Origin of the sequence: Stenotrophomonas sp. ZAC14A_NAIMI4_1 (assembly GCF_003086915.1) — a bacterium.
GTDB lineage: Bacteria > Pseudomonadota > Gammaproteobacteria > Xanthomonadales > Xanthomonadaceae > Stenotrophomonas.
Window position 1 is genome coordinate 2,781,648 of sequence record NZ_CP026002.1, and the last position, 14,705, is coordinate 2,796,352.

Annotated in this window: 11 protein-coding genes and 1 pseudogene; 8 read left to right on the forward strand and 4 right to left on the reverse strand. The window is 67.1% G+C overall.

Annotated features, from left to right (window positions below):
* Positions 1-176: 176 nt before the first annotated feature.
* The gene (gene cmk, locus C1926_RS12565; RefSeq protein ID WP_108759419.1) at positions 177-854 is read right to left on the reverse strand and encodes a (d)CMP kinase; all 678 of its coding nucleotides are present in this window, start codon (positions 852-854) and stop codon (positions 177-179) included.
* 197 nt (positions 855-1,051) lie between these two features.
* Here cmk and ykgO point away from each other — a divergent pair, with 197 nt between their 5' ends.
* From ykgO to C1926_RS12595, 6 genes are all read left to right on the forward strand, one after another.
* Positions 1,052-1,177, forward strand: a complete 126-nt coding sequence (ykgO, locus tag C1926_RS12570; RefSeq protein ID WP_054656844.1) for a type B 50S ribosomal protein L36 — start codon at positions 1,052-1,054, stop codon at positions 1,175-1,177.
* Between the two features lie 149 nt (positions 1,178-1,326).
* Positions 1,327-1,656 carry a hypothetical protein gene (locus tag C1926_RS12575; protein ID WP_108746517.1) on the forward strand — a complete coding sequence of 110 codons (330 nt, stop codon included), beginning with the start codon at positions 1,327-1,329 and terminating at the stop codon, positions 1,654-1,656.
* A 39-nt stretch (positions 1,657-1,695) separates the two neighbouring features.
* Positions 1,696-2,733 (forward strand): agmatine deiminase family protein, encoded by a 1,038-nt coding sequence (locus C1926_RS12580; protein WP_108759420.1) that lies wholly within the window; start codon positions 1,696-1,698, stop codon positions 2,731-2,733.
* A 190-nt stretch (positions 2,734-2,923) separates the two neighbouring features.
* A complete protein-coding gene (locus C1926_RS12585) occupies positions 2,924-3,811 on the forward strand; it encodes a carbon-nitrogen hydrolase (RefSeq protein ID WP_079221610.1) in 888 nt (295 codons plus the stop codon).
* A gap of 14 nt (positions 3,812-3,825) precedes the next feature.
* Complete coding sequence (locus tag C1926_RS12590) at positions 3,826-4,356, forward strand: GNAT family N-acetyltransferase (RefSeq protein ID WP_079221609.1); 531 nt, start codon at positions 3,826-3,828, stop codon at positions 4,354-4,356.
* On the forward strand, positions 4,349-5,581 hold the full coding sequence (locus tag C1926_RS12595; RefSeq protein WP_174214095.1) for a TraB/GumN family protein: 1,233 nt from the start codon (positions 4,349-4,351) through the stop codon (positions 5,579-5,581). Before C1926_RS12590 ends, C1926_RS12595 begins: the two co-directional genes overlap by 8 nt.
* A gap of 220 nt (positions 5,582-5,801) precedes the next feature.
* Here the strand turns inward: C1926_RS12595 and C1926_RS12600 are convergent, their stop codons facing one another.
* The 3 genes and pseudogenes from C1926_RS12600 to C1926_RS12610 all read right to left on the reverse strand — a co-directional run bounded on the left by C1926_RS12600 (position 5,802) and on the right by C1926_RS12610 (position 13,551).
* Positions 5,802-8,876: an efflux RND transporter permease subunit gene (locus C1926_RS12600; protein WP_108759422.1), complete on the reverse strand. Its 3,075-nt coding sequence runs from the start codon at positions 8,874-8,876 to the stop codon at positions 5,802-5,804.
* Positions 8,873-12,331 (reverse strand): annotated as a pseudogene (locus tag C1926_RS12605) (efflux RND transporter permease subunit); the annotation flags it as partial. The gene C1926_RS12600 and the pseudogene C1926_RS12605, both read right to left, overlap by 4 nt.
* A 62-nt stretch (positions 12,332-12,393) precedes the next feature.
* Positions 12,394-13,551, reverse strand: a complete 1,158-nt coding sequence (locus C1926_RS12610; protein ID WP_108746512.1) for an efflux RND transporter periplasmic adaptor subunit — start codon at positions 13,549-13,551, stop codon at positions 12,394-12,396.
* A gap of 206 nt (positions 13,552-13,757) precedes the next feature.
* Here C1926_RS12610 and C1926_RS12615 point away from each other — a divergent pair, with 206 nt between their 5' ends.
* Together C1926_RS12615 and C1926_RS12620 are read left to right on the forward strand one after the other, a co-directional pair.
* Positions 13,758-14,153, forward strand: a complete 396-nt coding sequence (locus tag C1926_RS12615; protein WP_108759423.1) for a c-type cytochrome — start codon at positions 13,758-13,760, stop codon at positions 14,151-14,153.
* A 9-nt stretch (positions 14,154-14,162) separates the two neighbouring features.
* Positions 14,163-14,624 carry a cytochrome c gene (locus tag C1926_RS12620; RefSeq protein WP_079221603.1) on the forward strand — a complete coding sequence of 154 codons (462 nt, stop codon included), beginning with the start codon at positions 14,163-14,165 and terminating at the stop codon, positions 14,622-14,624.
* Positions 14,625-14,705: the final 81 nt, after the last annotated feature.

Consider the following 14,705-nt stretch of genomic DNA (forward strand, 5'->3'; position numbering starts at 1 on the left):
TCCTTTCGGGGACATGCCCCACTGAAGACCGCTACCGCCCGCCTGTTGGTCGACCCCGGAAAAGCAGGTCGTGTGTAGTAGGAAAACCGCCACGCATCATTGCGCGACGGAGCTGGTACAGCACTGCTATGCGCGACCACCGCCGATGCTGCTGGCAGTGCTCCCGCGCGAACGGATCAGGCAGCCGGAACCGGAAGCAGATCCATCACTCGGGCAACGACATCATCGATGCCGATGCCTGTGGTGTCGATGAGGACAGCATCGTCTGCCGGCTTCAGAGGCGCCACGGTACGCTGAGCATCACGGGCGTCGCGGGCCATGATCTCGCGCAGGAGGTCATCAAAGTTAACAGAAACCCCCTTGTCTTTCAACTGCTTATGCCGGCGCTCGGCGCGCTCCTCGGCACTGGCGGTCAGGAAGACCTTGTAGGGGGCGTCCTTGAAGATCACCGTGCCCATGTCGCGGCCGTCGGCAACCAGGCCGGGCAGCTCCCTGAATACGCGCTGGCGCTCCTTCAGTGCGGCACGGACCTCGGGAATGGCGGCAATGGCCGAGGCCAGCGCACCGGTGGTCTCCAGGCGCAGCTCGTCGGTGGCGTCGGTGCCATTGACCATGACCCGCATCGACTCACCCTGTTCAACAAACTGAACGTGGGTGTCGAAGGTGCAGCGCACCAGGGCCGAGGCATCGGAGGTATCGATGTCGGCCCAGCTCGCAGCCACGCCCACCGCCCGGTACAACGCGCCCGAATCCAGGTAGTGCCAGCCCAGGCGGCGCGCCACGATGCGGCTGATGGTACCCTTGCCGGCCCCCGAAGGGCCGTCGATGGTCAGGACGGGAGCGAGTGGATTCATGGGGGTCCTAGCGCGTGTGAAGGGGCCATTCTAGCCCCTGCCCAAGCCCCCGCGCAGAGACTTTCGCGCAACCACTTGAAACGACGACAAAAAGCCCGGTAGAATGGCGGGCTTGAACGAGCGCCAACTGCCGATTGTCTTGCGCATATCGCGGCCACGCTCCACCCGAACAACTACTGTTTACGCCGAGGTATGCCATGAAAATCCTGTCCTCCCTGAAGTCGGCGAAGGCCCGTCACCGCGACTGCAAGGTCGTCCGTCGTCGTGGCAAGATCTTCGTCATCTGCAAGTCGAACCCGCGTTTCAAGGCGCGTCAGCGCTGAGCCTCACGGCCTTCGGGCCGCGGCTGGTCCCACGCGGGACCGACCCGATGCAAAAAACCGCCTTCGGGCGGTTTTTTGTTGCATGCAGCTTTTTTTCCTGCCGTTTTTTGCTGTAATCGCCTTTCTTGACCACTGGGGAGTAGATCGAGATGAAGCGTTACCTGAGCACACTGGCCGTCCTGGCCACCCTGGCCGCCGCCACGCCGGCGCTGGCCGATACCCTGCTGGTCGACCGCGCCGCTGAAAAGCCGGCCGGTGCCCTGCCCGTCCGCGGCCAGAGCATGCAGCAGGTGCAGTCGCAGTTCGGCGCGCCGAGCGAGCAGCTGCAGCCGCGCGGCGGGCAGAAGCGCCAGTGGCCGACCATCAACCGCTGGGTCTACCCGCAGTTCACCGTCTACTTCGAGAAGCAGAAGGTGATCGACGTGGTGGCCAACAAGGCGGATCCGAACGAGATCGGCCCGAAGCCGCCGATCCGCTGAACCCCCTACCCGCCGCTGGCGGGCCTGTGTAGCGAGACCATGAACCAGACCCTTCGTTTTCCTGCCGAATGGGAAGCCCAGAGCGGCGTCCTGATTGCCTGGCCCACCGCCGACACCGACTGGGCCGACCGCCTGGGCCAGGTAGAGGAAACCTACATCGCGCTGGTCGCGGCCATCACCCGCTTCCAGCCGGTGCTGATCTGCGTGGCCGACGACGATGTGGAGACCTATGCCGAAATGCGGCTGCGCTCCAACCGCATCGACATGGACCGGGTCCGCTTCACCACGGCGGCCTATGACGATACCTGGCTGCGCGACTCCGGCCCGATCACCCTGCGCCGCGCCGACGGCAGCTTCCAGCTGCTGGACTTCCGCTTCACCGGCTGGGGCGGCAAGTTCGACGCCACCCTGGACGACCAGCTGGTCGGCGCGCTTGACCAGGCTGGTGTGTTCAACGACGCGCCGGTGCGCAGCATCCCGTTCGCACTGGAAGGCGGCGGCATTGAGACCGACGGTGAAGGCACCCTGCTGACTACCTGGAAGTGCCTGCACGAGCGCCACCCGGACCGCGACCGCGCCAGCCTGAGCGCCGACCTGGCCGACTGGCTGCAGCAGGACCGCGTGCTGTGGCTGGACCACGGTTACCTGGAAGGCGACGACACCGACGCCCACATCGACACCCTGGCCCGTTTCGCCTCGCCTGACAGCATCGTCTACCAGGCCTGCGACGACCAGAGCGACTCGCACTACGCCGAACTGCAGGCGATGGGCAACGAGCTGGCCGCGCTGCGCACCAAGGATGGGCAGCCGTACCGCCTGTTCCCGCTGCCGTGGGCACAGCCGGTGATGGACGAAGGCCGCCGCCTGGCCGCGTCGTACGCCAACTACCTGATCGTGAATGGCGCGGTGCTGATGCCTGCCTACGGCGACCCGGCCGACGACCTGGCCCGCGATGTGCTGGCCCAGGCCCACCCGGGCCGCGAGATCGTGCAGGTGCCCTGCCGCTCGCTGATCTGGCAGAACGGCAGCCTGCACTGCATCACCATGCAGCTGCCGGCAGGGCTGCTGAAGGCGTAACGGATGCCGCCGGGCCCCGCCCGGCGCTCTCCTTGTAGTCGAGCCATGCTCGACTGGCTTTCCGCGCGATCTGACCGGAGAGCAGTCGAGCATGGCTCGACTCTACAAGGGGTGGCCCATTCAGCGGCCGACACGCCGCGGCAGGCCATCCGCGCTAACATGCAGGTTTTCCCCCGCAGGAACGCCCCGCATGAACTCGCGCAGCCCCCTTACCGTCGCCCTGATCCAGGAGCGCAACCACGGTGATGCCGCCGCCAACCTGGCGGTGATCGAAGCACGCGTGGCCGAGGCGGCTGCGCAGGGCGCGAAACTGGTGCTGCTGCAGGAACTGCACAACGGCCCGTACTTCTGCCAGCACGAGTCGGTCGATGAATTCGACCTGGCCGAGCCGATTCCCGGCCCGAGCACCGAGCGCCTGGGCGCACTGGCGAAGAAGCATGGCGTGGTGCTGGTCGGTTCGCTGTTCGAACGCCGCGCCGCTGGCCTGTACCACAACACCGCCGTGGTCTTCGAGAAGGACGGCACCCTGCTGGGGAAGTACCGCAAGATGCACATCCCGGACGATCCGGGCTTCTACGAGAAGTTCTACTTCACCCCGGGCGACATCGGCTTCACCCCGATCGATACCTCGGTGGGCCGCCTTGGCGTGCTGGTCTGCTGGGACCAGTGGTACCCGGAAGCGGCGCGCCTGATGGCGCTGGCCGGTGCCGAACTGCTGCTCTACCCCACTGCCATCGGCTGGGACCCGGACGACGTGCAGGACGAGAAGACCCGCCAGCGCGACGCGTGGGTGCTGAGCCACCGCGGCCATGCCGTGGCCAACGGCCTGCCGGTGCTGAGCTGCAACCGCGTCGGCCATGAAGCGTCGCCGCTGGGCGCGTCGGGCATCCAGTTCTGGGGCAACAGCCACGTGCTGGGCCCGCAGGGCGAGTTCCTGGCCGAGGCCGGCACCGACGCCACCGTGCTGGTGTGCGACGTGGACCTGCAGCGCAGCGAACACGTGCGCCGCATCTGGCCGTTCCTGCGCGACCGTCGCATCGATGCGTACGGTGACCTGCTCAAGCGCTACATCGACTGAGCCGGAGCGCTGCCATGGCCGTCCTCATCCGTGATGCCGGCCCGGCCGACATCGCCGCGATCACCGCGATCTACGCGGTGGAAGTGACCGACTTCGTCAACACCTACGAGTACGACATCCCCGACCAGGACGAGATGCTGCGCCGCATGCGCGACATCATCGACCGTGGCTTCCCCTACCTGGTCGCCGAGATCGACGGCCAGGTGGCGGGGTATGCCTACGCCAACACCTACCGCACCCGCGTGGCCTACCAGTGGACCGTGGAGAACTCGGTCTACGTCGACGCTGCCTACCAGGGCAAGGGCGTGGGCACCGGCCTGCTGCAGGCGCTGATCGATGCCTGCGTGGCGCGCGGCTACCGGCAGATGGTGGCGGTGATCGGCGAACCGACCAATACCGCTTCGATCAAGCTGCACGAACGCTTCGGCTTCCACCTGGTGGGCGTGTTCAAGGGCCTGGGCCGCAAGCACGGCCGCTGGCTGGACACCGTGCAGATGCAGCGCGCGCTCGGCGATGGCGCCGACACCGCACCTTCCAATGAATGAATCCATGACTGAAACCCTTCCCGAAACCGGCGACGATCTGTTCGCCGGCCAGCCGGTGCGCGTCGTTGAACGCGACGGCGTGCGTTACACCCTGCTGGGCACCGCACACGTTTCCCACGCCAGCGTCGAGGCGGTGGAAAAAGCCATCGACAGCGGCCGCTTCGATTCGGTGGCCGTCGAGCTGGACCCGCAGCGCCTGCAGGCGCTGAGCGACCCGGACACGCTGGCCAAGCTGGACCTGGTGGAAGTGATCCGCAAGGGCCGCGTGGCGCTGTTTGCCGCCAACCTGGCCCTGTCGGCCTACCAGCGCCGCCTGGCCGAACAGCTGGGCATCGAGCCCGGTGCCGAGCTGAAGCGCGCGGTGGACCTGGCGCGCGAACGCGGCCTGCCGGTGCACCTGATCGACCGCGAAGTCGGCCTGACCTTCCGCCGCGCCTCGCAGCGCCTGGGCTTCTTCGGCAAGCTGAAGCTGGTGGCCGGTCTCGGCGCGGGCCTGTTCTCCTCGGAAGAGGTGGGCGAGAACGAGATCGAGAAGCTCAAGCAGGGCGACATGCTGGAATCGAGCTTCGGTGAATTCGCCACCGAAAGCCCGGCGCTGTACGAGACCATCATCGGCGAGCGCGACCGCTACATGGCCACGCGCCTGCGCGAGGAACACAACCCGCAGCTGCGCGAGGTGCTGGCGGTGGTCGGCGCCGGCCACCTTGCCGGGCTGGCGCGCTACCTGGAAACCGACACCGCCGAACCGGCACCGCTGCGCGCGGAACTGGAAGCCGTGCCGAAGAAGCGCAACATCCCGTGGTTGACCCTGATCATCCTGGCCATCGTGATCACCGGCGTTGCCGTGGGCTTCTACCGTGGCGGCCTGGGCGTGGGCACCGAACTGCTGGCCACGTGGGCGATGTACACCGGCGGCCTGGCCGGCATCGGCTGCCTGCTGGCCGGCAGCCACCCGCTGAGCATCCTCACCGCGATTGCCGTGGCGCCGTTCAAGCCGTTCCGCCTGAGCATTCCCACCGGTGCGTTCTCGGCGCTGGTGGAAGCGCGCCTGCGCAAGCCGGCCTACGAGGACTTCCTCAAGCTGCGCGACGATGCGCAGAGCCTGAAGGGCTGGTACCGCAACCGCGTCACGCGGGTGGTGCTGACCTTCATGCTGACCAATCTGGGCAGCATGCTGGGCCTGTGGCTGACCGCCGGCAAGGTGTGGGGCAAGGTCGCGGGTTGATTGCAGCACCCCGCCGGGCGTGGCCCGGCGCTACCGGTCGCGGAATCCGTAGCGCCCGAGCCCATGCCCGGTCGGCGCCGCAAGGCGGCAAAAGGTAGAGGCCAACCTTGGTTGGCGCCACCATGCCCGAAGGCAAAAAAAGGGGGAGACCGCCCCACTACGACCGGTCTCCCCCACACCACAACACGTTGTCGTGCCCGATAGTCGAGCAAGCTCGACGCTATGCGGCCGTTGCGGCCGCCTTGTCCAGGCCGCGCGCGCGCCGGATCAGGCGTGTCACCGCACTGCGCAGGTCGTCCAGCACCGCGTAGATGGTCGGCAGGAACAGCAGGCTGACCACGGTGGAGAACGCCAGGCCGCCGGCAATCGCGCGCGCCATCGGTGCGTACTCCGGGCCATCGCCGAACATCTGCGTATTGGTGAGCGAGATCGGCACCATGGCCAGGATCGCGGTGCCCATCGTCATCATGATCGGCCGCAGGCGCTCGCGTGAGCCCTCCACCAGCGCCTGGGTGCGGCCCATGCCGCCGCGCCGCAGGTTGTTGATGTGCTCGATCATCACGATGCCGTTGTTCACCACCACGCCCATCAGCACCAGGATGCCGATGAAGGACATGATGCCGAACGAGGTACCGGTGACCCAGAACAGCCAGAACACGCCGAAGATCGAGAACAGCACGCCACTCATGATGGCCGCCGGGAACAGCAGCGACTCGAACACCGCCGCCATCACCACGTAGATCATCACCAGGGCGATGAGCAGGTTGAACACCATCTGCTGCATCGCCTCGTTGTCGTTGCCGTAGTCACCGCCATCGAAGGTGAACCCATAGCCGGCGGGGAAGCTCATCGGCTTGAGCACCGCTTCGATCGCCTTGCGACCATCGGGGGCGGTGATCTTCTCGGCCAGGTTGGCCTTGATGGTGAGGGTGGTCTGGCGGTTGGTGCGGCCGATCTGGGTGGCCGACGAACCCACATCGACGCTGACCAGGCTCAGCAGCGGCACGCTGCGGCCATCGCCGGTACGCACGCTGTAGCTGGCCAGGTCTTCCGGGCTGCTCTGCTCGGCACCGGCGAAGCGCACCCACACCGGCACTTCGTTGTCGCCACGACGGAACTCGCGCAGCGGTGCACCGCGCAGGGCCAGGCCGACGAAGCTGGCCACCTGCTCTGCATTGAAGCCGAACGCAGCGGCGCGCTCGCGGTCGACGTGCACCTTCAGTTCGCCGCCCTTCTCGCCGTTGTCGATGCGCACGTCGCGCAGCTCCGGGCGCTGGGCCAGCAGCGGCAGCACTTCCTGGCCGATCTCCTGCAGCATGCTGCTGGAATCACCCACCAGCTGGACCTGCACGCCCTGGTTGCCACCGCCATCGCCGCCCTGGTTGCCGATGAAGTAATCGGCGCGCGCCGACTTCGGCAGGCCCTTGCGGATCTCTTCCTGCAGCGCCTTGATGTCCTTGGCGTACTTCTCGTCGATGGTGACGGTAGTCGAGCCACCTTCCTGTTCGCTGTACCAGGAATAGACCTGCTGCACGTGCAGGCGCTCGCGGTTCTGTTCGACCCAGGCTTCAACACGGCCGACTTCCTCGGACATCTGCCGGTAGGTGTAGGCGCCCTTCCACATGTACCCGATGAAGACGTCCTTGCCGCCGCCGCCGCCGAACATGTCGACCTTGGTCAACTTCATCGGCACCAGGCTGACCAGCACCACCAGCACGATGCCGAGCAGGCTCCAGCCGCGATGGCGCAGCGACCAGTCCAGCAGGCGGGCATAATGGCGCTGCAGCCGCGCGATCACGCCGGTCTGCGAATGCAGCAGCTTGGGCGTGGCCATGCGTGCGGACAGCATCGGGATCAGGCTGACGGCCACCAGCCACGAGGCCAGCAGCGAGACCGAGATGGTGATCGCGATCTGCGCCATGAAGATGCTGATGTTGTTGGTTTCGCCGAACAGGTTGGGCACGAACACGATGCAGTGGCACAGGGTGCCGGCACTGAGCGCGATGGCCACGTTGCGGGTGCCGATGATGGAGGCCAGGCGCGGCTGCCCCGGCATGCGCTCGCGTTCCTGGTAGATGCTTTCCACCACCACCACGGCGTTGTCCACCAGCATGCCGACGGCCAGCAGCAGGCCCATCATGGTCAGGATGTTCAGCGTCACCCCAGCGAAGTACATGAAGCCCAGGGTGATGGTGAAGCAGATCGGGATCGCCAGCGTCACCATCAGCGTGGACGGCCAGTGGCGCAGGAAGAAGAACAGCACGGTGACCGACAGGATCAGGCCGACCGCACCGGCTTCGGCCAGTTCCAGCAGCGAGGAGGTGACCGCCTTGCCCTGGTTGTCGATCACCTTGATCTGCACGTCACGCATCGAGTCCTGTGCGCGGATCGCCTCGACTTCGGCCAGGGCAGCGCGCGAGACATCCACCAGGTTGGCGCTGCGCTCCTTGAAGATGTCCAGGCCGATGGCCGGGTTGCCGTCCAGGCGGCGCCCGTAGTTCATGCGCGCCGGCTTCAGGCGCACCTCGGCGATGTCACCCAGGCGCAGGCCCTTGGCGTTGATCACCAGGTCACGCATTTCCTGCAGGTCGGTGATCTCGCCCACCGGCTGCACGCGCACGCGCTGGCCGTTGTCGTTGATCTGCCCGGCCGAGATCGAGAAGTTCAGCGTGCGCAGGCGGTCGCTGAGTTCGTTGATGCTCAGGCCATGCGCGCTGAGCCGGTCGGCATCGATGGCGATCTCGACCTCGTTCGGCGGCGCACCGGTGATGTCCACGCGCGCCACGCCCGGGATGCGCTCGATGCGCCGCTTGAACTCGCGGTCGAGCATGTCGTAGGCGGCGGTCAGGTCGGTGGCGCTGGCCAGGCGTACCTTCAGCACCGGCTGGTCGCTGCTGGACCACTTGAACACGTTGTAGCGCTGCAGGTCGTCAGGCAGGTCGCTGCGGATGGCATCGATGCGCTCGCGTGCATCGGAGGCCGCGATGGCGATATCCCGGTCCCAGTCGCTGAACTCGATGAAGATCGAGGCGGCTTCGGACGTGGCCTGCGAGCGCATGCGCTTGATGCCGGTCATCGTCGCCAGCGATTCCTCCACCGGGCGGATGATGGTCCGCTCGACCTCTTCCGGGGTCGAGCCGGTATAGGGAATCTGCACGAACAGGAACGGCGCGGAGATGTCCGGCAGCGCCTCCAGCGGCAGCCGGAACGAGGCGATCAGGCCCACCACCACCAGCGACACGAAACACATGATGGTGGTGACCGGGCGGCGGATGGAGAACTCGGCGACGCTCATGCCGGTTCCTCCGCGCCGCCGCTGTGGCCAGCCTCAGCAGCGTGCAGGCCTTCGCCGGCATGCTTGCGGCCTCGCTCGCGGTAGTAGGCATCGCCGCGGCGGTCCATCAGGTCGTACACCACCGGGATGACCAGCAGGGTCAGCAGGGTCGACACCAGCAGGCCGCCGATGACGGTGATCGCCATCGGTGCGCGCACCTCGGCGCCCTCGCCCATCGCCACCGCCAGCGGCAGGAAGCCGAACAGGGTGCACAGGGTGGTCATGATGATCGGCCGCAGGCGCGAACGCGCACCTTCCACCAGCGCCTCGTGCTTGGCCACACCGGCCTCGCGCAGCTGGTTGACCTTGTCGATCAGGATGATCGCGTTTTTGGTGACCAGCCCGACCAGCAGGATCAGGCCGATGAACACCACCACCGAAATGGGCTTGCCGGTCATCAGCAGCGCCAGGATCGCACCGACCAGGGCAAGCGGGATGGTGAACAGGATGACGAACGGGTGCAGCAGCGATTCGAACTGCGAGGCCATCACCAGGTAGACCAGGAAGATGGCCAGGCCGAAGGCGAAGATCAGCGACTTGGCAGCCTGTGCCAGCTCCTCGCCCTGGCCGCCGATGTGCAGGCCGACGCCGGCGCCGAGCGGCTGCTCGGCCACCATCTGCTGCACCTCGCGCATGGCCGCGCCCAGGTCGATGTCGCGCAGGTTGGCCGACACCACGGCCACGCGGGTCTGGTCAGCGCGATGGATCTCGCTGGGGCCGGTGGTGGCGACCACATCGGCCACCGCATCCAGGGTGACCGGACGACTGCTGCCCGGGTTCACGATCAGGCGGCGGATGCTGTCCACGCTGGCACGGTCCCCCTCCTGCGCACGCACCAGCACATCGATCTTGCGATCACGGAAGCTGTAGCGGGTGGCCACGTCGCCACGCACCTTCTTCACCACCACATCGGCGATCTGGCGGGTGGTCAGGCCCAGTGCACCGGCGCGCTCCTGGTCGAAGCGGATCTGGATTTCCGGGAAGCCCTCTTCCACCGTCGACTTCACATCGGCGTAGTGCGCGTTGCTGCGCAGCAGGGCCGCCAGGCGCTGGCCGGCCTGTTCCAGGGTGGCCATGTCCTGCCCGCGCAGCTCGATTTCCAGCGGCGTGGAGAAGCTGAACAACGCCGGGCGCGCGAAGTCGACCTGGGCACCGGGGTGCTGGCCCATGGTGTCACGCAGGCGCTCGGTGATTTCCGCTTCGGTGCGTGCGTTGCCGCCGCCTTCCATCACCACGGTCAGCTTGCCGATGTTTTCGCCGCTCTCGGTCGGGCTGGCATCCAGCCGCGTGCCGCTGCCGCTGACGCCGTACAGCGAAGCCACGCCTTCACCCTGGCCGTGTGCCAGCTGCAGCTCGCGCACCAGCGCATCGGTCTGCTTCAGCGGCGTGCCGGCGGGCAGCTTCACCGTCATTTCGAAGCGGTCCTGGGCCAGCTGCGGAATCAGGTCGGCGCCGAGCATCGGCACCAGGGCCATGGTGCCGACAAAGGCCAGCGCGGCCAGGCCCAGCACTTTGCCGGGATGGGCAAGCGCATTGGGCAGCAGGCGCAGGTAGCCACGCTCGGCACCGGCATAGGGCTTCATCGCGATGTCGCTGGCCTTGCGCATGACCGGCCCGACCACGGCGACCACGCCGCGCCACAGGCGCACCACCAGCCAGGCCAGGGCGAAGAAGCTCCAGCGCACGCTGGCCACGAAACCCCGACGGCCCAGCGCGACCGGCTTCTGCCAGCGGCTCTGCGGTTGCCACGGTTCGGCAGCGGCTTCTTCCGGGAAGGCCAGCGGCGGCCGGCCCTTCAGCGAGCTCAGCATCGGGATCAGGGTCATCGACACCAGCAGCGAGATCGCGATGGCAATGGCCACGGTCAGCGCCTGGTCGCGGAACAGCTGGCCGGCGATGCCATCGACGAACACCAGCGGCAGGAACACCGCGATGGTGGTCAGGGTGGACGCCACCACCGCCATGCTCACTTCGCGGGTACCGACGATGGCCGCCTGCAGGATGCCCAGGCCACGCTCGCGCGCCTTGGCGATGCTTTCCAGCACCACGATCGAATCGTCCACCACCAGGCCGGTGGCCAGCGCCAGGCCGCCCAGCGACATCACGTTCAAGCTCAGGCCAAGCTGGCCCATGAAGAAGAACGTGGCGATGATCGAGACCGGCAGCGACAGGCTGATCACGAAGGTGGACCAGCCATCGCGCAGGAACAGGAAGATGATCAGGATGGCCAGCAGGCCGCCGATCACCGCGTCCTTCTTGACGTCACTGATGGCGTGTTCGATGAAGCGCGACTGGTCCTCGATGGTGGTCAGTTCGGCATCGCCGGGGAAGGTGGCCTTGATCTGTTCCAGGCGCTTGCGCAGCGCTTCGGCGGTGGCCACGGTATTCGCGTCGCCTTCCTTGTAGATCGCCAGCTCGACCGATTCCTTGCCACCCAGGCGGATGATCGCTTCGCGCTCCTTGTAGCCCTGGCGCACGGTTGCCACATCCTTCAGGCGTACCGGCACGCCGTTGGCAACGACGCTGGAGCCGCCGCCGGAGGAGGCACTCTGCGCCGCCGACGCCGCGGCAACGGCCGCTGCCGAACCGGTGGACGCAGCGATGTTGAACATCTGCTGCAGGGCCGAATCGGCCGCGCTGCCGTTGGACGACTGGGTGGTGACCAGCAGGTTGCGGATCTCTTCCAGATCGGCGAACTGGTTGACGGTGCGCACCAGGAAGCGCTGCGAGCCCTCCTCCAGGCGCCCGCCGGAAATGTTGATGTTCTCTTCCTTCAACCGCTTGATGACGGTGTCGATGGGCAGGTTGAGCTGGGCCAGCTTCTGCTGGTCGATGTCCACCTGGATCTCGTCTTCCAGGCCACCGCCGACCTTCACTGCAGCCACGCCGGTCACCGGCTCCAGCTTCTTCTTCAGGTCTTCGTCGGCATAGCGGCGCAGGCCGGTCAGTTCGCGGATGGCGTCCTCATCGCTGGCCGGGCTGGCTTTGGTGGACAGCACCAGGCGCATGATCGGCTCGGTGGACGGATTGAAGCGCAGCAGCACCGGGGCCTTGGCCTCCAGTGGCAGGTTCAGCGCTTCCATCTTGTCGCGCACCTCCAGGCTGGCCTGGTCCATGTTGGTGCCCCAGGCGAACTCGAGCACCACATCGCTCTGCCCGGTGCGCGAAACCGACTTCAGCTTGCGCAGGTTCTTGACCACGCCCACGGCTTCTTCCACCGGCTGGGTGATCAGGCTTTCGATTTCGGTCGGTGCCGCACCGGTGTATTCGGTGCGCACGGTCAAGGTGGGATAGCTCAGGTCGGGCAGCAGGTTGACCTTGAGGTTGCCCAGCGCGATCAGGCCGAACAGCAGCAGCGTGACCGTGCACATGGCGATGGTGACGCGGCGGCGGGTGGCGAATTCCACCAGGCCGCCGCGCAGGCCGGCAGCGGCGCCATCGCCGCCCGGCGAGGCACCGTGGTCGTGTCCCGGGGCGCTCATTGCTGGCTCCCGGCCTTGTCTGCGGATTTACCGGCGGCCACGGTGGCCGGCTTGGCCTTGGGAGCCTTGGGATCGGCGATGACCTGCACGGCGGTGCCGTCGCGCAGGGCGACCTTGCCGGCGGTGACGATCTTGTCGCCGGCAGCCAGGCCTTCGCGGATCTCCACCCACGGACCTTCGGCATAGCCCAGCTTCACCGGTACGCGCGCCACCTTGCCTTCGCGCACGCGGAACACCGCCGGCTCGCCGTCGTCGAGGATGGCCAGGCGCGGCACCACCAGGGCATCAGCGCGCTGGTCGTAGTCGATGCGGATGCGTCCGAACATGCCGGGTTGCAGCGCGTGCTCGGTGCCGTTGAAGGCGCTGACCACGCGGAACGTGCCGCTGCCCGAATCGACCACCGGCGCGATGCGGTCAACGGTGCCGGTGAAGGTCTTGCCCGGCAGCGCATCGGCCGAGAGCACGACCGGCTGGCCGGCGCGCAGCGTGGCCAGTTCGCGCTCGGGCACGTTGAGCGTGGCTTCCAGCTGGGAGTTGTCGACGATGCGGAAGATCGGCGTATTGATCTGCACGAAGTTGCCGGTCTTGATCGAGCGCGAGGCGATCACCCCGGAGATCGGCGCCACCACCGTGGTGTAGGACAGTTCCAGCGTCGCCAGGCGGTACTGCGCGCGCATGTTTTCCAGGTCGTAGCGCAGTTGGTCGACGTCGGAGGCGCTGACCATCTGCTGGCCGACCAGCTTCTGTGCGCGCTGGTAGTTGTTTTCCAGCTTGCGCATCTGCGCTTCGCTCTGCGCCACGGCCAGGCGCGCACGGTCAGGGTCCAGGCGCACCAGCGGCTGGCCGGCGGTCACCCGCTGGCCCTCCTCGACCAGCACCGCCAGCGCCACGCCGGAGGTCTTGGCCACCACCTGCGATTCGGCGCGCGGTTCCAGCGCAGCGGTGCCGGTGTAGCTGGCCGCCACGGCGCGGTGGCTGGCCACGGCTACTTCCACCGGGACCGCGTCGACCTTCTTCTCGTCCTTGGTTTCGGCCGCCTTGGCTTCGGAATTGGGGCCCGCGGCGCAACCGCCCAGCAGCAGGGAGGTGGAGATCAGCAGGGCGGCGGCACAGAGTCCAGTGCGGCGGCCGGGCAGGAAGGTTGGGTGCGACATCGTCAGATCCCTGGAGGATGCGTGGGCAGGTGTGGTAGCAAAGTAATGCACCACTTCACGGCAACACCATATCCCAAAGGTCATGGTGCCTTCACGCCGCTGGTCGGCCCGCCCCCATTTCAGCTAGATGAAACCTGAGGCTATACTCGGGTCGTTCCGTACCCCACGCCGGAACGACCAGACCCGAATCCCCGGATAACGACATCATGCGCCCGCAGCCGCTCGCCGCTTGTCTCGCTCTGGCCGTCCTCCTGCCCCTCGGGGCCGCCGCACAGCCCGCTCCTGCTCCTGCACCTGCAGCACCCGCCCCGGCTCCGGCCCAGGCCTCGCCGCCCGCTGCCGCCGCCCCGGCCGGCAACTTCGATAATGGCCGGGTGCTGGCCTACACCTGCCAGGGCTGCCACGGCATCACCGGTTACAAGAACGCCTACCCCAGTTACCGGGTACCGAAGATCGGTGGCCAGACCCAGCAGTACCTGACCCAGGCCCTGACCGAGTACCGCCAGGGCAAGCGCCGGCATCCGACGATGCAGGCGCAGTCGATGAGCTTCAGCGAACAGGAGATCGCCGATCTCGCTGTTTACCTGTCCACCGTCAAGTAAGGCCCGCCCATGTCGAAAGCCGCGCATACGATGCGTCACGCCATCGCCCTGTCCGTTGCCCTGCTGCTGGCGGCCTGCTCGCAGTCGCAGGTGGAAAGCAGTGAAAAATCGGCCGGCGACCCTGGCCACGCCAGTGGCGAACACGGTTCGTCCTCCTCGGCCGGCCTGCCGCCGGGCCGCGAGGCAGCCGGTGAAGCCCGCGCCAAGGTGAAGGGCAAGGCGACCAACCAGAGCTGCATTGATTGCCATGGTGCCGACGGCAACGCGCCGATCGACCCGACCTACCCCAAGCTGGGTGGCCAGTACGGCGATTACCTGGCCCATGCCCTGCAGGCCTACCGGGCCGGCGACCGCCAGCACGCGTTGATGACGCCGCAGGCGAAGGACCTGAGCGACCAGGACATCGCCGACCTGGCGGCGTACTTCGGCAGCCGGCCGAGCCAGCTGCGGGATCTGCACGGGGTCAAATAACCCCCGGCATTCCGGTGGGTACGGACCGTTGGTGGTGGGTGCGGACCGTTGGTCCGCACTGGCGGATCACCCATCCACGCA